General features: G+C 39.0%; 20 protein-coding genes. 19 read left to right on the forward strand and 1 reads right to left on the reverse strand.

Annotation, left to right across the window (positions count from 1 at the left end; all coding sequences use genetic code 11):
- The 11 genes from gmk (at window position 1) to AC4PG0_RS09685 (ending at window position 11,872) form a co-directional block, all read left to right on the forward strand.
- On the forward strand, window positions 1–618 hold the full coding sequence (gene gmk / locus AC4PG0_RS09635) for a guanylate kinase (RefSeq protein WP_010991026.1): 618 nt from the start codon (window positions 1–3) through the stop codon (window positions 616–618).
- On the forward strand, window positions 618–821 hold the full coding sequence (gene rpoZ / locus AC4PG0_RS09640; protein WP_003762944.1) for a DNA-directed RNA polymerase subunit omega: 204 nt from the start codon (window positions 618–620) through the stop codon (window positions 819–821). The genes gmk and rpoZ overlap by 1 nt, the downstream gene beginning before the upstream one ends.
- Before the next feature lie 153 nt (window positions 822–974).
- The gene (gene coaBC / locus AC4PG0_RS09645; RefSeq protein WP_203576010.1) at window positions 975–2,174 is read left to right on the forward strand and encodes a bifunctional phosphopantothenoylcysteine decarboxylase/phosphopantothenate--cysteine ligase CoaBC; all 1,200 of its coding nucleotides are present in this window, start codon (window positions 975–977) and stop codon (window positions 2,172–2,174) included.
- 4 nt (window positions 2,175–2,178) lie between these two features.
- On the forward strand, window positions 2,179–4,572 hold the full coding sequence (gene priA, locus AC4PG0_RS09650; protein WP_185543417.1) for a primosomal protein N': 2,394 nt from the start codon (window positions 2,179–2,181) through the stop codon (window positions 4,570–4,572).
- 13 nt (window positions 4,573–4,585) lie between these two features.
- The gene (fmt, locus tag AC4PG0_RS09655) at window positions 4,586–5,524 is read left to right on the forward strand and encodes a methionyl-tRNA formyltransferase (RefSeq protein WP_003762938.1); all 939 of its coding nucleotides are present in this window, start codon (window positions 4,586–4,588) and stop codon (window positions 5,522–5,524) included.
- Window positions 5,525–6,865, forward strand: coding sequence for a 16S rRNA (cytosine(967)-C(5))-methyltransferase RsmB (gene rsmB / locus AC4PG0_RS09660; protein ID WP_492167650.1), 1,341 nt, complete (start codon window positions 5,525–5,527; stop codon window positions 6,863–6,865).
- Between the two features lie 14 nt (window positions 6,866–6,879).
- Window positions 6,880–7,638, forward strand: coding sequence for a Stp1/IreP family PP2C-type Ser/Thr phosphatase (locus AC4PG0_RS09665; RefSeq protein ID WP_003762934.1), 759 nt, complete (start codon window positions 6,880–6,882; stop codon window positions 7,636–7,638).
- Entirely contained in the window at window positions 7,635–9,608 is a 1,974-nt protein-coding gene (gene pknB / locus AC4PG0_RS09670) for a Stk1 family PASTA domain-containing Ser/Thr kinase (protein ID WP_153648758.1), read from the forward strand. The genes AC4PG0_RS09665 and pknB overlap by 4 nt, the downstream gene beginning before the upstream one ends.
- A 19-nt stretch (window positions 9,609–9,627) precedes the next feature.
- A complete protein-coding gene (gene rsgA, locus AC4PG0_RS09675) occupies window positions 9,628–10,503 on the forward strand; it encodes a ribosome small subunit-dependent GTPase A (protein ID WP_010991024.1) in 876 nt (291 codons plus the stop codon).
- Between the two features lie 2 nt (window positions 10,504–10,505).
- Window positions 10,506–11,162, forward strand: a complete 657-nt coding sequence (gene rpe / locus AC4PG0_RS09680; protein WP_003769291.1) for a ribulose-phosphate 3-epimerase — start codon at window positions 10,506–10,508, stop codon at window positions 11,160–11,162.
- A gap of 65 nt (window positions 11,163–11,227) precedes the next feature.
- Window positions 11,228–11,872: a thiamine diphosphokinase gene (locus AC4PG0_RS09685; RefSeq protein ID WP_003762927.1), complete on the forward strand. Its 645-nt coding sequence runs from the start codon at window positions 11,228–11,230 to the stop codon at window positions 11,870–11,872.
- A 95-nt stretch (window positions 11,873–11,967) separates the two neighbouring features.
- Here AC4PG0_RS09685 and rpmB read toward each other — a convergent pair whose 3' ends face one another.
- Window positions 11,968–12,156, reverse strand: coding sequence for a 50S ribosomal protein L28 (rpmB, locus tag AC4PG0_RS09690; RefSeq protein WP_003720131.1), 189 nt, complete (start codon window positions 12,154–12,156; stop codon window positions 11,968–11,970).
- A gap of 298 nt (window positions 12,157–12,454) precedes the next feature.
- Between rpmB and AC4PG0_RS09695 the strand changes: the two genes are divergently transcribed.
- The 8 genes from AC4PG0_RS09695 to fabD all read left to right on the forward strand — a co-directional run bounded on the left by AC4PG0_RS09695 (window position 12,455) and on the right by fabD (window position 20,990).
- Window positions 12,455–12,820, forward strand: coding sequence for an Asp23/Gls24 family envelope stress response protein (locus AC4PG0_RS09695; RefSeq protein WP_003720130.1), 366 nt, complete (start codon window positions 12,455–12,457; stop codon window positions 12,818–12,820).
- Window positions 12,821–12,834: 14 nt separating this feature from the next.
- A complete protein-coding gene (locus AC4PG0_RS09700) occupies window positions 12,835–14,493 on the forward strand; it encodes a DAK2 domain-containing protein (protein ID WP_003769290.1) in 1,659 nt (552 codons plus the stop codon).
- A 38-nt stretch (window positions 14,494–14,531) separates the two neighbouring features.
- Window positions 14,532–15,194, forward strand: a complete 663-nt coding sequence (sdaAB, locus tag AC4PG0_RS09705) for an L-serine ammonia-lyase, iron-sulfur-dependent subunit beta (RefSeq protein ID WP_010991023.1) — start codon at window positions 14,532–14,534, stop codon at window positions 15,192–15,194.
- A 146-nt stretch (window positions 15,195–15,340) separates the two neighbouring features.
- Complete coding sequence (gene sdaAA, locus AC4PG0_RS09710; RefSeq protein WP_153648759.1) at window positions 15,341–16,231, forward strand: L-serine ammonia-lyase, iron-sulfur-dependent, subunit alpha; 891 nt, start codon at window positions 15,341–15,343, stop codon at window positions 16,229–16,231.
- The gene (recG, locus tag AC4PG0_RS09715) at window positions 16,224–18,272 is read left to right on the forward strand and encodes an ATP-dependent DNA helicase RecG (protein ID WP_492167651.1); all 2,049 of its coding nucleotides are present in this window, start codon (window positions 16,224–16,226) and stop codon (window positions 18,270–18,272) included. The genes sdaAA and recG overlap by 8 nt, the downstream gene beginning before the upstream one ends.
- 180 nt (window positions 18,273–18,452) lie before the next feature.
- Window positions 18,453–19,022 (forward strand): transcription factor FapR, encoded by a 570-nt coding sequence (fapR, locus tag AC4PG0_RS09720; protein ID WP_003762917.1) that lies wholly within the window; start codon window positions 18,453–18,455, stop codon window positions 19,020–19,022.
- A gap of 20 nt (window positions 19,023–19,042) precedes the next feature.
- Window positions 19,043–20,056 carry a phosphate acyltransferase PlsX gene (plsX, locus tag AC4PG0_RS09725; RefSeq protein ID WP_003767427.1) on the forward strand — a complete coding sequence of 338 codons (1,014 nt, stop codon included), beginning with the start codon at window positions 19,043–19,045 and terminating at the stop codon, window positions 20,054–20,056.
- Window positions 20,049–20,990 carry an ACP S-malonyltransferase gene (gene fabD, locus AC4PG0_RS09730; protein ID WP_033532943.1) on the forward strand — a complete coding sequence of 314 codons (942 nt, stop codon included), beginning with the start codon at window positions 20,049–20,051 and terminating at the stop codon, window positions 20,988–20,990. Before plsX ends, fabD begins: the two co-directional genes overlap by 8 nt.
- The last annotated feature ends 3 nt before the right edge of the window (window positions 20,991–20,993 follow it).

The following is a 20,993-nucleotide window of genomic DNA, read 5'->3' on the forward strand; positions in this document are numbered from 1 at the left end:
ATGACAGAAAGAGGACTGTTAATTGTACTTTCAGGTCCATCTGGAGTAGGTAAGGGAACTGTTCGGGAAGCTGTTTTTAAAGATCCGGAAACAAGTTTTGATTATTCTATTTCCATGACAACGCGTCTTCCTCGTGAAGGCGAACAAGACGGTGTCGATTATTATTTTCGTTCACGAGAAGTGTTTGAACAAGCTATCAAAGACGGAAAAATGTTAGAATATGCAGAGTATGTCGGTAACTATTACGGCACTCCGCTTGAATATGTCGAGGAAAAACTAGCCGCTGGGATAGACATTTTTCTCGAAATTGAAGTACAAGGAGCAATGCAAGTTCGAAAAGCGATGCCAGAAGGAATTTTCATTTTCTTAACGCCACCAGATTTATCCGAACTTAAAAACCGGATTATCGGGCGCGGTACAGAATCGATGGAAGTTGTCGAGGAACGCATGGAAACAGCTAAGAAAGAAATTGAAATGATGGCGTCTTATGATTATGCTGTGGTGAATGATGTCGTATCAAAAGCCGTACAAAAAATCAAAGGCATTGTCGAAACAGAACACTTAAAAACCGAGCGAGTAATTCATCGCTACAAAAAAATGTTGGAGGGATTACAATGATGTTATATCCATCAATTGATAATTTATTGTTAAAAATCGACTCAAAATATTCACTAGTTACTGTGGCTGCTAAACGTGCACGCTACATGCAACTAGAAAACGATAAAGGCGTATTACCAAGCTACCAATCTGATAAATTTGTTGGTAAAGCGTTAGAAGAAATTCACGCTGGAAAATTAGTTTTACAAAACGACGAAAAATAAGCCTAACTGCTCCGCTTCATTGCGGGGCTTTTTTGTTAGCTGGACTTATCATAAAAATAAGCAGAAATCTAGTTTCTTCATGGTTTTGTCCTGCCTTAATTTAAGGTATAATAGAACTAATGATTTTTTATAATAAAATGAGGTGACTTATCGATGCAAGGAAAAAATATTTTACTCGCAGTGTCAGGTGGCATTGCTGTCTATAAAGCAGTCGCACTTACAAGTAAATTAACGCAAGCAGGTGCAAACGTTAAAGTCATGATGACCGAGCACGCACAAGAATTTGTTCCACCGCTTTCGTTTCAAGTATTATCCAAAAATGATGTATATACCGACACCTTTGACGAAAAAAAATCTAGTGTGGTTGCACATATTGATTTAGCTGACTGGGCTGATTTAGTAATTGTCGCACCAGCAACAGCAAATCTGATTGGTAAAATGGCAAATGGTATTGCTGATGATATGGTAACAACGACTATTCTAGCTACAGAAGCGCCAGTTTGGGTTGCACCAGCAATGAACGTCCATATGATTCAACATCCAGCAGTTATTCGAAACATTAACAGACTATATGCAGATGGCGTCCGTTTTATTGAACCAGAAGAAGGTTACTTGGCATGTGGCTATGTTGGCCGAGGTCGCCTCGAAGAACCCGAAAAAATCGTTCTCCGTATTGCGGAATTTTTTCAAGAAGATAAAGACCTACTTCAAGGCAAAAAAGTACTCGTAACAGCTGGCGCGACTCGCGAAAAATTAGATCCAGTACGATACTTTACAAATCATTCTACAGGGAAAATGGGCTTTAGTATAGCTGAGTCAGCAGCACGTCACGGTGCAAATGTAACGCTTATTACGACAAGCAAAACACTACCCGTACCGCCAGGCGTAGAAGCGGTATATGTTGAATCGGCGGATGAGATGTATCAAGCTGTTTTAGAACGTAAAGCCGAACAGCATATTTTCGTGATGACAGCAGCCGTAGCAGATTACACGCCAGCAAATGTTTCAGAGCAAAAAATCAAAAAACAACCAGGCGATTTTACAATTGAAATGAAACGAACAAAAGACATTTTACTTGAAATCGGCCAAAATAAAACAGCCGACCAAGTAGTAATTGGCTTTGCTGCTGAAACAGAAAATCTAGAAACAAATGCACTTAAAAAACTCACGTCCAAAAATGCCGATATGATTGTCGCAAATAATATCAGCGAAGCAGGCGCAGGTTTTTCAGGAGATACCAATATTGTCACTTTTTACCGAAAAGATGGATCGAATGACGCATTACCGTTACTAGACAAAAAAGAAGTTGCAGAACATATCATCGAAGAAGCCGCTAACTTTTTAAGGAAGTGAACGAATGATTAATATAGCGAAAGTTATTGTGGACGTTCCAGCCATGCAAGTGGATCGTCCATTTGATTACTTTATTCCAGAAGATTTAGAAGATCTTATTCGTCCTGGTATGCGAGTGAGTGTCCCATTTGGAAATCGTAAAATACAAGGCTTTGTCATTTCTCTTGGCGAAACAGAAGAAAATCCGAAATTAAAAGGTATTGAGGCAGTCATGGATTTGGCGCCTGTATTAAACGAGGAATTGATGGAACTAGGTGATTGGTTAGCGGAGGATACCCTTAGTTTTCGCGTTTCTGCTTATCAAGCCATGTTACCAGCTGCACTACGGGCGAAGTATGAAAAATATTTTTTGCGTTTAGATGAAGAAAATGAAGCGCTAGAACGATTATTCGAAGGCTATGAAACACTTGATTGGAAAGTAGCAGAGTCGCGCGGCTTACTCAAAGAAATTGGCAAATGGGTAAGAGAAGGTAGCGTGGAAGTCGTCTACCAAGTGAAAAATAAAATTACAAGCAAAAAAGTTCGTGTCGTTAGCTGTTTAAAGGCACCGCACCAATTAGCTGAAATAATAGAAGATATGCCTAAAAATGCCAAAGCACAATCACGTGTATTAGCATTTTTTCAAGCATTCGAAGGAACCGAAATTGCCGCCGCAGAACTAAAAAAACAAGCAGAAACAACTGATGCAACAATAAAAAAATTAGTAGATTTAAACATACTCACTATCCAAGAAAAAATCATTTCACGCGACCCTTACGAAAATCACCAATTTGAAAAAAGTGAGTCGCTCCAGTTGCTACCGGATCAAGCGTTAGCCTGTGAGAAAATCATTGCAGCAACCGAGCAAGAAACGTTCTTAATACACGGCGTCACCGGAAGCGGAAAAACCGAAATCTATTTACAAACAATTGAAGCAAAACTAAAAGAAGGTAAAGAAGCTATCGTTTTAGTGCCAGAAATTTCCCTTACACCGCAAATGGTAGAACGTTTTAAAAGTCGCTTTGGTAGTGAAGTTGCAGTACTCCACAGTGCCCTTTCTTCCGGAGAAAAATACGATGAATGGCGTAAAATCGAACGGAAAGAAGCACGTGTTGTCGTTGGCGCTCGTTCCGCTGTGTTTGCACCATTTGAAAATTTAGGAATAATTATTATTGATGAAGAGCACGAAGCAAGTTATAAACAAGAAGATAATCCGCGCTATCATGCAAGAGACGTAGCGATTTGGCGCGCAGAAAAGTACCAATGCCCAGTCGTTCTCGGGAGTGCCACACCATCTCTTGAATCTTTTGCTAGAGCGAAAAAAGGCGTTTATACATTAATTGAACTTCCAAGCCGAGTGAATGATCGTGCAATGCCGGAAGTACGAGTTGTGGATATGCGCGAAGAATTGCGTAAAGAAAACCGCACTGAATTTTCGACTGAATTGTTAGAGAAAATTAAAGACCGAATTGCCAAAAAAGAACAAACCGTTTTAATGCTAAATCGTCGTGGTTACTCTTCTTTTGTAATGTGTCGTGATTGTGGTTATGTTGTCGAATGTCCTAACTGTGATATTTCGCTCACTTATCACCAGTCTAGCAACCAAATGAAATGTCACTACTGTGGTCATGAAGAACGCGTCCCTAAGCATTGTCCTAGCTGTGAAGGCGAACATATCCGTTATTTTGGAACAGGTACTCAAAAAGTAGAAGAAAGCCTAACGAAGCTGATTCCAGAAGCACGTGTAATCCGAATGGATGTAGATACAACAAGAACAAAAGGCGCCCATGAAAAATTACTCAAAAGCTTTCGGAACCATGAAGCTGATATTTTGCTAGGAACACAAATGATTGCTAAAGGGCTAGATTTTCCCGATATTACGTTAGTTGGCGTATTAAATGCGGACACCATGCTTCATTTACCTGATTTTCGCGCCTCAGAAAGAACTTTCCAATTGCTCACCCAAGTAAGTGGCCGGGCAGGGCGCCATGAGCGAACAGGCGAAGTAGTTGTCCAAAGCTATAATCCAGAGCATTACAGCATTGAATTTGCCAAACAACATGACTTTATCGGCTTTTATAATCACGAAATGAAGCTCAGGAAAATGGGTTCTTATCCACCATTTTATTACTTAACGATGATTAATGTCAGCGATGAAAATGAAATGAAAGCCATTCGAACAATTCAAGAAATGGCGCAGTTTTTACGAGGAAAGTTAGGTCCTGATGCCGTTATTCTTGGCCCAGTACCAAGCACTATTACCCGAATTAAAAACAAATATCGTTACCAATGTATTATTAAATATAAAATTGAACCAAACTTAAAAAAAGAACTAAAAACACTAATCACCCATTACCAAAAAGATCAACAAAAAGGCTTAACGATAACGATTGACGTACAACCATACGTCTTAATGTAAAAGGAGTAAACCGATGACAAAAATTATTTTTATGGGAACACCTGCATTCTCTGTCCCAGTTTTAGAACAATTAGCTAGTGCTTATGATGTGATTGCAGTTGTCACACAGCCAGACCGACCAGTTGGACGCAAACGAATTTTAACCCCACCGCCTGTAAAAAAAGCAGCTTTGGAATTAGGAATCCCAGTTTATCAACCAGAAAAATTACGCACATCTAGCGAGTTAGAAGAACTTATTTCATTAGAAGCAGATTTACTTGTAACAGCCGCATACGGTCAAATTCTACCTAATACGCTACTTGAATCACCTAAGCATGGTGCGATTAATGTCCACGCATCACTTTTACCAGAATATCGTGGCGGGGCTCCGGTCCATTATGCACTGCTTGACGGAAAAACAGAAACCGGCGTGACGATTATGTATATGGTTGAAAAATTGGATGCGGGTGATATGATAAGTCAGCGCAAAATTCCTATTACAGAGGAAGATAACACTGGTACTATGTTTGATAAATTAAGCAAGCTTGGTGCAGAATTATTAATGGATACATTACCTGACTTTTTAGCGGGAAAAATTACCGCTGTAGCACAAGATCCAGAAAAAGTAACTTTTGCGCGAAATATTTCTAGAGAGCAAGAGAAAATCAATTGGACAAAACCAGGACGGACGATTTTTAACCAAATTCGTGGACTTTCGCCTTGGCCAGTTGCTTATACGACACTTGAAGAAAAACCTTTTAAAATTTGGGAAGCAACGTTTGAAGATACAAAAACAAGCGGCGAACCGGGCACGATTTTAACAGATAAATCAACGCTCAAAATCGTAGCAGGTGACGGCACACTTATTGTCCCAACAGTAATCCAACCAGCTGGAAAACCGAAAATGGATATCCATTCATTCATGTCTGGTGCTGGCAGAAATCTAAGCAAGACGACAAGGTTTGGTGAATAAATGAAAAAACAAAAAACAGTTCGTGCAATTGCATTAGAACTCATCATTAAAATCGAAAACAATCAATCATACAGCCATCTATTAATTAACGACGCGCTAAAAAAACAGAAGTTAAACCCGCTTGATAAAGGGCTTTTAACAGAATTAGTATACGGAACCACACAGCGCAAAATCACGCTTGATTACTACTTAGCGACGTTTCTAAACAAAGAACCAGACAACTGGGTGAAAAATCTACTAAGAATGTCCGTTTACCAATTAACTTTTTTAGATAAAGTTCCAGAACACGCGATTTTAAATGAAGCAGGCGATATTGCTAAAGACCTTGGACATCAAGGCGTGACGAAATTTGTCAATGGGGTATTACGAAATGTTATCCGTAAAGGCGTACCAAGTATTGATTTAATTAAAGACCCAGTACAAAAAATCGCTGTCGAAACAAGCTTGCCGGAATGGTTAGCGAGAAGATGGGCTGATCAATATGGTCTCGAAAAACTACGTGAAATTGGTCTGGCATTCTTAGTAGCCCCGCATCAAAGTATACGCGTGAACCAAACGGAAATTCGCGCCGAGCAGCTAATCAAAGAATTAAATGACCAAGGTATCACTGCTACTCGCAACGAATTTATCGATGAAGCTTTACTCGTTGAAAAAGGCTCTGTAGCTGAAACAAAAGCTTATAAAGACGGCAAATGTAGCATTCAAGACGAAAGTTCGATGCTCGTAGCCTATGCGCTTCAACTAGAAGATAATTTAACCGTACTAGATGCTTGTGCAGCGCCAGGCGGAAAAACAACCCACATAGCTGAAAAAATGCACGGCACTGGAATGGTTCATGCACTTGATATTCATGAAAAGAAAACCAAACTCATTGATCAAGCCGCCAAAAGATTACAACTTTTAAACATTCGTACAGCTTATCTAGATGCGAGAACCGCAAGCACAATGTTTGAACCAGAAACGTTTGACCGTATTTTAGTCGATGCGCCGTGTTCAGGATTTGGTGTTCTTCGTAGAAAACCAGATATTAAATACGCAAAAACAGAAAAAGATATTCATAAATTAGCAGAAATTCAACTAGCAATTTTAGATGATGTTAGCCAATTAGTAAAAGAAAATGGTATATTAGTTTATAGTACTTGTACCATTGACAAGGAAGAAAACGAAACAGTCTTGCGCGCATTCCTAGAAAAACATCCAGAATTTGCACTAGAACCTGTAGTACTTCCTGAAAAATTGGCACAAATTAAGAAGGACGATTTTGTACAACTTTTACCAACAGATATCGGAAGCGATGGATTCTTTGTTTCCAGCTTAAGAAAAGTGAGTCCTGAAAAATAGTGAGGTGCGTATAAATGCATGCAGAATTTAGAACAGACAGAGGCAGAATAAGACATCATAATGAAGACAATGGCGGCGTATTTGAAAACAAAGATAAGCAGCCGATTGTCATTGTTGCAGACGGTATGGGGGGGCACCGCGCAGGAGATGTTGCGAGCGAAATGGCAGTTCGTCTACTTAGCGACGCGTGGAAAGAAACGACCGCTCTTTTAACCGCAGAAGAAATTGAAACATGGCTTCAAAAAACAATCCAAGAAGTCAATAAAGAAATTGTACTTTACGCGGAAAGTGAAATGGATCTAAATGGTATGGGAACAACCCTTGTTGCAGCAATTATGGCTCAGTCACAAGTAGTTATCGCCAATGTAGGGGATAGCCGAGGTTATTTACTTCAAAACGATGTAATGCGTCAATTAACAGAAGATCACTCGCTTGTACACGAACTTCTAAGAACTGGCGAAATCAGCAAAGAAGATGCGATGAATCATCCGCGGAAAAACATTCTTTTACGAGCACTAGGCGTAGAAGGAAAAGTAGAAGTAGACACATTTGTAGTACCATTTCAAACGAGCGATACATTATTACTTTGTTCCGATGGTTTGACTAATATGGTCCCAGAAGCTGAAATGGAAGAAATTTTAAAAAGTAAACGAACTCTTTCTGAAAAAGCCGATGTATTTATTACAAAAGCGAATTCTTACGGGGGAGAAGATAATATCACTGTGTTGTTAGTAGAAAGAAATCTTATGCAGAAAGGGAGGGATGCTTCATGATGATTGGTAAGCGACTAAATGATCGATACAAAATTTTACATGCGATAGGCGGGGGTGGAATGGCCAATGTCTATCTTGCGCATGATATAATTCTTGACCGCGATGTAGCTGTAAAAATTTTACGGATTGATTTAGCGGATGAAAGCAACCTTATTCGCAGGTTTCAACGTGAAGCCCAATCAGCAACTAGCTTAGTGCATCCTAACATTGTTAGTGTGTACGATGTTGGCGAAGAAAATGATTTACACTATATAGTGATGGAACATGTGGATGGGATGGATTTAAAACAGTATATCCAAGAAAATCACCCAATTAGCTATGATAAAGCTGTAGACATCATGCTTCAAATCGTTTCAGCAGTAGCTATCGCACATCAACATCACATTATTCATCGCGATTTAAAACCACAAAATATTTTAATTGATCATGATGGAGTCGTAAAAATTACTGATTTTGGGATTGCGATGGCACTTTCTGAAACATCCATCACCCAAACGAATTCCTTACTTGGCTCTGTCCATTACTTATCACCAGAACAGGCTCGCGGTGGGATGGCAACTCAAAAGTCAGACATCTATTCGCTCGGAATTGTTTTATATGAACTCCTAACTGGGAAGGTACCTTTTGACGGAGAATCGGCTGTTTCAATCGCTATCAAACATTTACAAGCAGAAATTCCGTCTGCAAGAGCCCAAAACCCAGAAATTCCTCAAAGCTTAGAAAACATTATTATTAAAGCAACAGCAAAAGATCCATTTTTACGTTATCAAAACGCAGAAGAAATGGAAAAAGATTTGCAAACCTGCTTAAATAAAGATCGTCTAAATGAACCTAAATACGTTTTTCCAACCAATGATGATGATGGCGACACAAAAACAATTCCAATCATCGCCACAAAAGAAGCGATGCAAAATCTAGATAAAACCATCGTTCCAGAAGGTAAAGTAGCTGCAGAAGAAGTAGCTGTAGACGATAAAAAAGGTAAAAAGAAGAAAAAAATGAGCAAGAAAAAGAAGATTATTTTAATCGTGTCTTCCGTAATCGTTCTTTTCATTATTGGTATTTTACTGTTATGGCTTTTAGGTAAAAGTCCTGATGAAGTCGCTGTTCCTGATGTTTCTGGTAAAACAGAAGACCAAGCAATTGCCTTACTGCAAAAAGATGGCTTTGTTATTGGTAAAACAGCAGAAAAAAATAGCGATGACGTAGAAGAAGGCAAAGTTATCAATACGGACCCATCAGCGGGTGAAATGAAAGAAAAAGGCACGAAAATCAATTTATTTGTAAGTATAGGTTCTAAGAAAATTACGATGGAAGACTATACTGGTAGAAGTTACTCTGAGACTAAAACTTTGCTAGAGCAGCAAGGTTTCAGCAATATTTCTGCAGAAGAAGCATATAGTTCTGAAGTTGGTAAAGGAATGATTATTAGCCAAACCCCAACTCAAGGAACGGAAGTAGTTGCTAAGTCGACAGATGTAAAATTTGTCGTAAGTAAAGGTGCAGAACCGATTACACTTAAAGACCTTCGTGGCTATACAAAAACAGCTGTAGAAGATTATGCTTCACCACTTGGACTCAAAGTTTCGAGTAAAGAAGAAAACTCAAACTCAGTAGAAAAAGGGCAAGTAATTTCGCAATCCCCATCAGCTGGAACGGCAATAAATGCAGGCGATACTATTGAAATCGTTATTTCTGCTGGACCAAAAGAAAAACAAGTTAAAGAAGTTACAAAAACATTTAACATCCCTTATACACCAAGCGATGAAGAAAATCCACAACCACAGAAAGTCCAAATTTACATTCAAGACAAAGATCATAGTATGACAAGCGCATACCGAGAAATGAATATTACCCAAAATACCTCGGTAGAAGTGACTTTCCAAATTGAAGAAGGTTCTAGCGCAGGCTACAAAATCATCAGTGACGATAAAGTAATCGATGAAGGTACAGTCCCTTATCCAAATTAAAAAAGAGAACGGAGGAAATGTGCTGGAAGGACAAATTATCAAAGCGTTGAGCGGATTTTACTATGTATTCTCTGAAGGGAAAATATACCAATGTAGGGCGCGCGGGAATTTTAGAAAACGAAATATTTCCCCGCTAGTTGGTGATGACGTAGAATTTCAAGTAGAAAATAAGACGGATGGTTATATTTTAGATGTGTTATCACGGGAGAATGCGCTAGTTCGCCCTCCCGTGGCAAACATCGATATTGCGATTCTTGTGTTTTCGGCAGTAGAACCAGATTTTTCTACAAACCTGGCAGATCGTTTCTTAGTCGCAATCGAAAAAGAAGACATCCAACCTGTTATTTGTATTAGTAAAATGGATTTAGCAACAGATGCGGAAAAAGAACAAATTGCGGTTTATAAAGAGGTATATGAAACAATTGGCTACGACGTTTTTGTAACTAATGATGAACCAGATAAAGAAGCAATTAAAGACTACATTAGCGGAAAAACAGCAGTTATTGCCGGGCAATCGGGTGTAGGTAAGTCCACTTTATTAAATAGTTTAAATAGCGATTTAACCTTAAAAACGGCCGAAATATCGAACTCACTTGGACGTGGTAAACATACGACTAGACACGTAGAACTAATGCCAATTGGTGATGGCTTTGTAGCAGATACGCCTGGCTTTAGCTCGATTGAGTGGGATGATTTACAACCAGAAACATTACAATTTTGTTTTCCAGAAATGGAAGATCGTCGTAGTGGCTGTAAATTCCGAGGTTGTATGCATGACAATGAGCCGAATTGCGCTGTAAAAACAGCTGTTGAAGCAAATGAAATAGCTGATTTCCGCTACAAACACTACATCCAAATTTTACAAGAATTAAAAAACAGAAAGCCGAGGTATTAAAAATGGGAAAAATAGCTCCTTCGATTTTAAGTGCAGACTTTGCAAATCTTGCAAGAGATATTAAAGAAGTAGAAAATTACGGCGCGGATTATATCCATGTTGATGTAATGGACGGACATTTCGTTCCAAATATCACTTTCGGTCCTGCTGTCGTAAAAGCGATTCGTCCAGAAACAAAACTACCACTTGATGTTCATTTAATGATTGAAAATCCTGATACATACATCCCTGAATTTGCAAAAGCAGGTGCTGATTATATTACCGTCCATGTGGAAGCTTGCACGCATCTTCACCGCACGTTACAACTCATCCGTTCATACGGAGTAAAAGCAGGTGCAGTGCTAAATCCCGCAACACCAATTGACGTATTACAACATGTTTTAAATGAACTAGATATGGTTTTATTTATGACAGTAAATCCAGGATTTGGCGGACAAAAATTTATTCCAGAGGTACTAGAAAAAATTTCTGCCTTCAAAAAAATCGTGGATGAAAAAGGCTTAGACATCGAAATCGAAGTAGATGGCGGCGTGGATCATGAAACAGCGAAATTATGTCGAGATGCCGGCGCAAATGTTTTTGTAGCTGGAAGTTATATTTATGGAAATAAAAATCGTCAAACGCCAATTGACAAATTACGAGCTATTGTAGGCGAATAATATTTGGGGGCTGGGACAGACTTTTCGTTCCAGCCTTATTTGTTAGGAAAGAAGGGAACACAAATATGAAAATAATTAATATCATGGTTGGTGGACCTGCGTCAGAAATTCCTGATTTAACACAATATACGAATACAGATATTAGTTGGGTTGGCGTAGACCGCGGGGCTAAACGTTTGTTAGATAGAGGAATTGTTCCGACCGTTGCAATGGGAGATTTTGATTCTTTAACAAAAGAAGAATTAGCTCATTTAAAAACAAAAGTAGCTGATGTACATGAATTTCCTGCCGAAAAGGATGAAACAGATACAGAAATTGGGCTAAGCTGGGCAATGGAACAAAAACCAGATAAGATACGCATTTTTGGAGCAACAGGAGGCCGTTTAGACCACTTACTTGCGAATCTGATGATGCTAACAAAGCCACGATTCTTAGACGCTGTGCCGGTTGTAGAAATGATTGATCGCTATAACTATATCAAAATGTATACACCAGGAAGCTATACAATTGAAAAACTGCCAGATAAAAAATATGTAGCATTCACAACAATGAAAGATGTTACAGGACTTACACTAAAAGGATTCGTTTATCCACTTGATAATGCTACTTATCCAGTAGGTTCGGCACTTTCGAGTAATGAGTTTGTCGATCAAATTGGAGCGTTTTCTTTTAAAACTGGAATGATTTTATTAACACAAAGTAATGATTAATGAGAAATACAGGTGATTTTCGCCTGTATTTTTTATTTTTAGACAAAGAAAAAATGCACCGACATGATTGTCGCTGCACTTGATTTCTCCTTCGATTAAACGCGTTCCACTTTACCAGATTTAAGCGCACGAGCAGATACCCAAACTTTTTTAGGTTTGCCGTTAACCAGAATCCGTACTTTTTGCAAGTTAGCTTTCCAAGTACGTTTGCTGGAGTTCATTGCGTGGGAACGTTTGTTACCGGAACGTGATTTGCGGCCTGTAATAACACATTCTTTAGCCATAGTTTACCCCTCCTTACAGAGCTCTTCGGATAATTTATTTAAAATAACCTATCCTTTTGTTTTTCATACACTAGAATAATTTATCATAAACAAGTATACTTTGCAAGAGGATATGCGAAAATAGTGCAAAGAATTTTTACTTGACAGCATAAATGCGGATTTAATCAGCCAAATTTGTGATATGCTTTCCAAAGGGCTGTGATTATAGTAAAATAGGTAAGAACAACTAAACTAGCAATTAAAAACAATAATAAAAAAATAATCGAACGAGAATATAATCCGTAGGGAGGAATATAGAATGGCAATCGAAATCGACACAAAGCTTGGCAAAATTGATATTACTAGTGATGTTATCGCAACAATCGCTGGTGGTGCTGCCGAAGAAAATTTTGGAATTGTAGGTATGGCAAGTAGACATCAAATTCGTGATGGTTTAACCGATATTCTTAGAAGAGAAAATTATACAAAAGGTGTTATTGTAAGACAAGAAGAAGAAGGTATACATATTGACATGTATATTATTGTTAGCTTTGGAACTAAAATTTCAGAAGTAGCTCATAACGTACAAGAACGCGTGAAATACACACTAGAAAAAACACTCGGTATTACAGTGGAATCAGTGAATATTTATGTTCAAGGTGTCCGAGTAATCAAGGAATCATAAGGAGGATTATGTAAGTGAGTATATATCAGTTAGACCCAGAGAAATTTGCAGCAATGATAGCGCTTGGAGCAGAAAATTTAGCGAAAAATGCTGATTTTGTTGATTCATTAAACGTTTTCCCGGTTCCAGATGGTGACACGGGAACAAATATGAATTTATCCATGACAAGTGGAGCAGAAGAAGTAGCAAAAAATGACAAAGAAACAATTAGTGCCGTTGGAGCAAACCTTGCAAAAGGCTTGTTGATGGGAGCACGTGGAAATTCTGGCGTTATCTTATCCCAACTTTTCCGAGGCTTTTCTAAATCAATTGAAAATAAAGAAACACTTAATGCAGAAGAATTTGCAAATGCCTTTGTAAAAGGTGTAGAGACTGCTTATAAAGCAGTAATGAAGCCAGTCGAAGGAACCATTTTAACTGTAGCACGTGAAGCAGCCAAAGCGGGTGTTCTTGCCGCAAATGAACATCAAGAAATCGAATTAGTAATGGAAGCAATTTTGAAACAAGGAAAAGTAGCCCTTGAAAAAACGCCTGATTTACTTCCAGTTTTAAAAGAAGTTGGCGTTGTTGATAGTGGTGGCCAAGGTCTGATTATTATTTATGAAGGATTTTACGGAGTGCTCACTGGTAAAATGGCTGAAGCACCTGATTATATGGCATCAATGGGCGAATTAATTAATGCAGAACATCATCGCCATGTGCAAGACTTTATGTCCACTGAGGATATTCATTTTGGTTATTGTACAGAAATTATTGTGAAGATTAACGAAAATAAACCAGGGCTAAAACCTTTTGATGAAGAACAATTCCGCCAAGACTTAAGTGAACTAGGTGATTCTTTACTTGTAGCGGCAGATGATGAAGTCGTAAAAGTGCATGTCCATGTAGAACATCCTGGTGAAGTTCTAAACTATGGTCAACAATACGGTAGTCTCCTTAAAATGAAAGTAGAAAATATGCGCGAACAGCATAATGAAATCGTTGGCGACGATAAAGCGCCAGCCAAGGAAAAAGCTCCTTATGGTATCGTTACAGTTTCAGCAGGAGAAGGATTGAAAAAACTATTTGAAAGCATGGGCGTATCCATTGTACTTTCTGGTGGTCAAACAATGAATCCAAGCACAGAAGATATTGTAAAAGCCATTGAATCAGCAAATGCAGAACAAGTTTTTGTTCTTCCAAATAATAAAAATATCCAAATGGCTGCAGAACAAGCGGCTCAAATTCTTGGAGAAGATAAAGTACAAATCATCCCAACTAAAACAATTCCACAAGGACTTACTGCTGTGCTTACTTTCCAACCAGAACAAGATTTCACTTCCAATGCAGAAGCGATGAGAGAAGCAATTCAGGACGTAGCAAGTGGTCAAGTTACAACAGCTGTTCGAGACACTACGGTGGAAGGCGTTGTAATTAAAAAAGACAGTTTTATCGGTATGGTTGAAGGTAAAATCAAAGTCAGCCGCGAAACTTTAGAAGAAGCTGCTTATGAAACATTAGAAAAATTACTTGATGATGATAGCGAAATCGTTACTATTATTTTCGGGGAAGATGCAGATGCTAAAAAAGCAGAACTTTTAGCAGATAAAATAACAGAAGCTTTTCCAGATGTAGAGGTAGAAATTCATGAAGGCGACCAACCAGTTTACCCGTATATTTTTGCGGTAGAGTAAAGACTTGTTTTAAATGAATAGAAGAAAGGATGATTTTAGTGAAATTTAATAGCGTGTTTGATATTATTGGTCCAGTAATGATTGGTCCATCGAGTTCTCATACTGCCGGTGCTAGTCGTATTGGTGCCATTGCACGAGCTGTTTTTAATGAACAACCATCCCAAGTAGATATTCATTTATATGGTTCTTTTGCTAAAACGTATAAAGGCCACGGAACAGATGTGGCGCTGATTGGTGGATTGCTTGGTTTTGAGCCAGATGATCCGCGTATGAAAGAATCCGCTAAGCTTGCAGAAGAATGGGGCATGCGCATCCAATTTATTGAAGAAGTGGAAGAGCCGCCTCATCCAAACACTGTCAAATTAGTGTTAAAACATGGTATGCAACAAATGACCTTAATTGGCGCATCGATTGGTGGCGGCAAAGTAGAAATTATTCGCTTAAACGAATTTGAGCTAGAATTCACTGGAACTGCTCCAGCTATCCTTATTTTACATCAAGACAAATTTGGTGCGATTGCTGCAGTGTCATCCGTAATCGCTGACCATAAAATTAATATCGGTCAAATGAAAGTATCGCGCAAAGTAAAAGGCGACGAAGCTTTAATGGTAATAGAAGTTGACCAACAAGTTGAACAAGATTTAATTAGCAAAATTGCTGAATTACCAGGGATTTACCAAGTAGCAAGCGTAATGATTTAATCGTTTTGGTACTTGTCTCTAGTAAATCGGTGGCTTTCGCTCGATTTGTGTAAAGCCAAATGTGCGTAAATAAAACGTGCATTTGGCTTTATTTTGAGTTGTAAATCAGGTATGTTGGTAATGAGTATAGAAAGTGAGTGTTGATAATGTTTAGAACTGTTGCAGAATTAGTGGACATCGCTGAACGCGAGAACCTAACTATTGCTGAAATTATGATTAAACGTGAAATGAATATTTCTGGTTTACCGCGGGAGGAAATAACTGCTGCGATGGAACGGAATTTAGATATTATGGAAGAAGCTATTCATGAAGGCGAGGCAGGTGTTACTTCAACTACCGGATTAACGGGCGGAGATGCTGTCCTCATGCAAGACTATATCAAAAAAGGAAACTTTTTATCTGGTGAAGTTTTACTAGATTCAGTAGCAAAAGCGATTGCAACAAATGAGGTTAATGCAGCGATGGGTGTTATTTGTGCGACTCCAACTGCTGGAAGCGCAGGCGTTGTGCCAGGCGTACTTTTCTCTTTAAAAGATCGTCTTGAAATGACGCGTGAAGATATGGTTAACTTTTTATTCACAGCTGGAGCATTTGGTTATGTAGTTGCGAATAATGCATTTATAAGCGGGGCAGCAGGTGGTTGTCAGGCGGAAATTGGTTCTGCAAGTGCAATGGCTTCAGCAGCGATTGTAGCAGCCGCGGGAGGAACCCCCGAACAATCTGCGCATGCGATGGCGATGACAATGAAAAATATGCTTGGGCTTGTGTGTGATCCAGTAGCAGGACTTGTAGAAGTGCCATGCGTGAAAAGAAATGCCCTTGGTTCTTCGCAAGCAATTATTTCAGCTGATATGGCACTAGCAGGCATTAAAAGTCGTATCCCATGTGATGAAGTGATTGAAGCAATGCACCGCGTTGGGTTACAAATGCCAAGCTCTTTAAGAGAAACGGCAGAAGGAGGATTGGCGGCTACACCGACTGGACGCGCCATTCAGCGGAAGATTTTCGGATTGTCGCCAGAAGATAAACGTGAGTGAACTTAAACGAATCCCGACAACTGAAATCAAAGGAATTGGTGAAGAAACAGCTAAAACTTTAAAAGAGTTAGGTTTATCGACCGTGCATGATTTGCTATGGAACTTCCCGTATCGCTATGAAGATTACCGGTTGCGGGATTTATCGGAAGTAGCGCATGAAGAACGAATTACAATTCAAGGCGAAGTGCTAACCGAAGCAACTGTAGCCTTTTACGGACGAAAAAAATCGAAGCTCTCTTTCCGCGTGTCAACAGAAGGTCAAGTCATCAAAATCGATTTTTTCAACCAACCCTATTTAAAAAATAAAATAAGCGTTGGCGAAACAGTGACGATTTCTGGCAAATGGGATAAAAGCCGCGCCCAAATTACAGCTAGCAAAATTAAAATAGGCGCTGTAGAAAATGAAGAAGAATTAGAAGGTGTTTATAGATTAAAAGGAACCCTTCGTAATAAAACGATGCAAAAATACACTCGGCTTGCTTTTGATAGTTATAGCAAGGATATAGAAGAAGTTATCCCAACCAATTTACTTGAAAAATATCAATTAATGGATCGGTTAGAAGCTGTTCGCGTGCTTCATTTCCCAAAAAACAATGAGGAATTAAAACAAGCTAGACGCCGAATGGTTTACGAAGAATTCTTGCTTTTCCAATTAAAAATGCAGTTTTTCCGTAAAATCGAACGTGAGAAGTCGGGTGGGATTTCGATTAATTATGATGTAGAAGATTTGCGTCATTATATCGATTCTTTACCATTTCCGCTAACAAAAGCGCAAAAAAGAGTAGTGAACGAGATTTGCGGAGATATGTTATCGCACTTCCATATGAATCGTTTGTTACAAGGAGACGTTGGATCAGGAAAAACAGTTGTAGCCTCGATCGCGATGTATGCAGCTGCCAAAAGCGGTTTCCAAAGCGCTTTAATGGTCCCAACGGAGATTTTAGCTGAACAACATGCGAATTCATTAGTGGAGCTACTACAACCCTTTGATATTACAGTTGGTTTGCTTACTAGTAGTGTGAAAGGGAAGCAACGTAGAGAATTACTGGCAATGCTTGAAAATGGCTCAATTGACGTTTTAATTGGCACCCATGCTTTAATCCAAGACGAAGTAATTTATCATCGACTTGGTTTAGTTATTACAGATGAACAACATAGGTTTGGTGTAGCACAGCGCCGGATTTTACGGGAAAAAGGCGAATATCCTGATGTGTTATTTATGACCGCAACGCCAATCCCTAGAACGCTCGCAATTACAGCTTTCGGGGAAATGGATGTATCGATCATTGATGAACTTCCAGCTGGACGAAAAGAAATTGAAACCTACTGGGTAAAACATCAAATGCTTGATCGCGTTATCGGTTTTATGGAAAAAGAAATCGATAAAGGTCACCAAGTTTACATTATTTGTCCATTAATTGAAGAATCCGAAAAACTCGATGTGCAAAATGCGATAGACGTTTTCAACATTTTACAAAATAAATGGGGCACTAAATATGTTCCAGGACTCATGCACGGCAAGTTATTACCGGCAGACAAAGAACAAATTATGCGCGACTTTAATGATAAAAAAATTGACTGCCTCGTATCCACTACCGTAGTCGAAGTTGGCGTAAATGTTCCGAACGCTACGATGATGGTCATATATGATGCAGACCGTTTTGGTTTAGCGCAGTTGCATCAACTGAGGGGACGAGTTGGGCGAGGGGCTGAGCAATCTTATTGTATTTTAATTGCTGACCCAAAAACCGAGGTCGGAAAAGAACGAATGATGATTATGTCAGAAACAAACGATGGCTTTGTTGTCAGCGAACGAGACCTCGAACTTCGTGGACCAGGAGATTTCTTCGGTAGAAAACAAAGTGGCGTTCCAGAATTCAAAGTCGCTGATATGGTTCATGATTACCGTGCGCTTGAAATCGCTCGCCAAGATGCCGTCCATATGATCTTTGAAGAAAACATGTTGGAAAATAAAACGTACGATAAATTAGTGGCGCTACTTGAGGAAGAAGGCGTCTTCACAGAACAAAAACTAGATTAAACCTATGTAACAAACTTTAAAAAAACTTGCAACTTGGCTTGATTTTTAATAACATATTAAAGTACCAATAAATAGGAGGAAGTTCTGAAGGTTATCCAGCAGAGGTAACTTCCTTTTTTTAGCCAGTCTTTAGTAGCTGGTGTTAATACCTTTCACAAAAAAAGAGATGAGGAACCGTGCATGAAAAAATATTCTAAGAAGGATCGACAAATGAAACTTCAAGTTGCTATTGAAGAAAATCCTTTCATAACAGATGAGCAACTTGCTGAAAAATTTGGGGTTAGCGTTCAGACTATCCGTTTAGACCGGGTGGCTCTTTCTATCCCTGAACTCAGAGAGCGAATCAAACATGTAGCGAGTGTCAATTATGCCGACGCAGTAAAAAGTCTTCCCATCGATGAAGTGATTGGTGAAATTATTGATATCCAACTTAGTAAGAGTGCAATTTCCATTTTTGACGTGAGAAGTGAGCATGTTTTTAAACGAAATAAAATCGCTCGAGGGCATCACCTATTTGCCCAAGCTAATTCCTTAGCAACCGCAGTCATCCCAAATGAACTAGCTTTAACTACACAAGCAACTGTTCGCTTTGTTCGTTCTGTATACGAAGGTGAACGCATCATAGCAAAAGCAAAAGTACGTCCAGCAACAGACAACAGAGCTATTACTATAGTGGATGTAAAAAGCTATGTTGGAGACGAAATTGTACTCAAAGGTAAGTTTGAAATGTATCACGCAACGCAAAAATGAAAATAAAGGACTGACGTATAATGAAAATTGCTGTAGATGCGATGGGTGGAGATCACGCACCAAAAGAAATTGTTTTAGGTGTAATGAAAGCTGTTGCCCAATATAAAGATATCGAAATTCTTCTTTTTGGAGACGAAACAAAAATAAATGAACATTTAACAGATAAAACTCGTGTGAAAATCATACATACCGATGAAAAAATAGAAAGTGACGATGAACCAGTTCGCGCCGTAAAACGGAAGAAAAAAGCTTCCATGGTACTTGCAGCCCAAGCCGTAAAAGACGGAGAAGCAGATGCTTGTATCTCAGCAGGAAATACAGGTGCCCTTATGTCTACTGGACTCTTTGTCATTGGACGCATTAAAGGAATTGACCGTCCAGCACTTGCGCCAACACTTCCAACCGTTACTGGAAAAGGCTTTGTTATGCTCGACTTAGGTGCAAATGCTGAAGCAAAACCAGAACATTTATTACAGTTTGGCTTAATGGGTTCGGTCTATGCGGAAAAAGTACGTAAAATCGAACGCCCACGTGTGGCACTTTTAAACATCGGAACAGAAGAAACAAAAGGAAATGAATTAACAAAAAAATCATTTGAGCTAATGAAAAATCAAGATGCCTATGAATTTATCGGTAATATCGAAGCACGTGATTTGTTAATGGATGTAGCAGATGTAGTTGTTACTGACGGATTCACTGGTAATATGGTACTTAAGTCAATTGAAGGAACAGGTGCAGCTTTCCTAAGTATGCTAAAAATGAGCTTACTAAATGGCTTTAAAAATAAAGTCGCAGCAAGCTTCCTGAAAAAAGATTTAATGGAACTAAAAGCGAAAATGGATTATAGCGAATACGGTGGCGCTTGTTTATTCGGTGTTCAAGCCCCAGTTGTAAAAGCACACGGATCATCTAATGCAAATGGTATTTTTACCACTATTCGTCAAGTACGTGAAATGGTTGAAAAACAAGTTGTTGAAACCATCAAATCAGAAGTAGATAAAGTAAAAGTAGGAGGAACAGAAACAAATGACTAAAATCGCATTCGTATTTCCCGGTCAAGGAGCACAAAAAATTGGCATGGGGCAAGATGTAGCTGCAGAATATCCAGAAGCAAAAAAAATCTATGATGATGCTGATGAAAGATTAGGCTTTTCCATCACAGATGTTATTACAGAAGGACCAATCGAATTATTAACGAAATCCGAAAATGCACAACCAGCATTAGTTTCAACAAGTGTAGCTATTTTACGCGCATTAGAAACATATGGTGTTAAAGCGGATTACGTAGCAGGACATAGCCTTGGCGAATATAGCGCGCTTGTTGCTGGCGGATTTTTAGAAGCAAGTGATGCGATTTATCTTGTGCGTAAACGCGGAGAATTAATGGAAGCCGCTGTACCAAATGGCGCCGGCGCAATGGCTGCGGTTCTTGGCGTAGACCGTGAAACATTAAAAAAAGTAACCGAAGAAGTAACAGCTGAAGGGGATGCAGTTCAACTTGCTAACCTGAACTGTCCAGGACAAATCGTTATCTCTGGAACAACAGCTGGCGTTGAAAAAGCTGGCGAAAAAGCAAAAGAAAGTGGTGCGAAACGCGTATTACCACTTGCTGTTAGCGGACCTTTCCACTCAAGTTTAATGGAACCAGCTGCACTTGCTTTCCGTGATATTTTAGCAGAGGTTAAAATTTCTGATGGTCAAATTCCAGTAGTTAATAACGTGGATGCTAAAGAAACTACGGATAAATCCGAAATTAGCGATAAACTAATCAAGCAAATTTATTCCCCAGTATTATGGGAAGATATTGTCGAAGAATTAATTAAAAACGGCGTAGATACTTTTGTTGAAATTGGTTCTGGAAAAGTCTTAGCTGGTTTAATTAAGAAAATCAATCGTGATGTAACTGTACTGTCAGCAGGTGATGTTGAGTCAGTGAAAAGTGTTGCCGCGACATTGAAAGGAGAATAATTA

It is taken from the genome of Listeria sp. MAN/IMW/UF464, assembly GCF_058683955.1.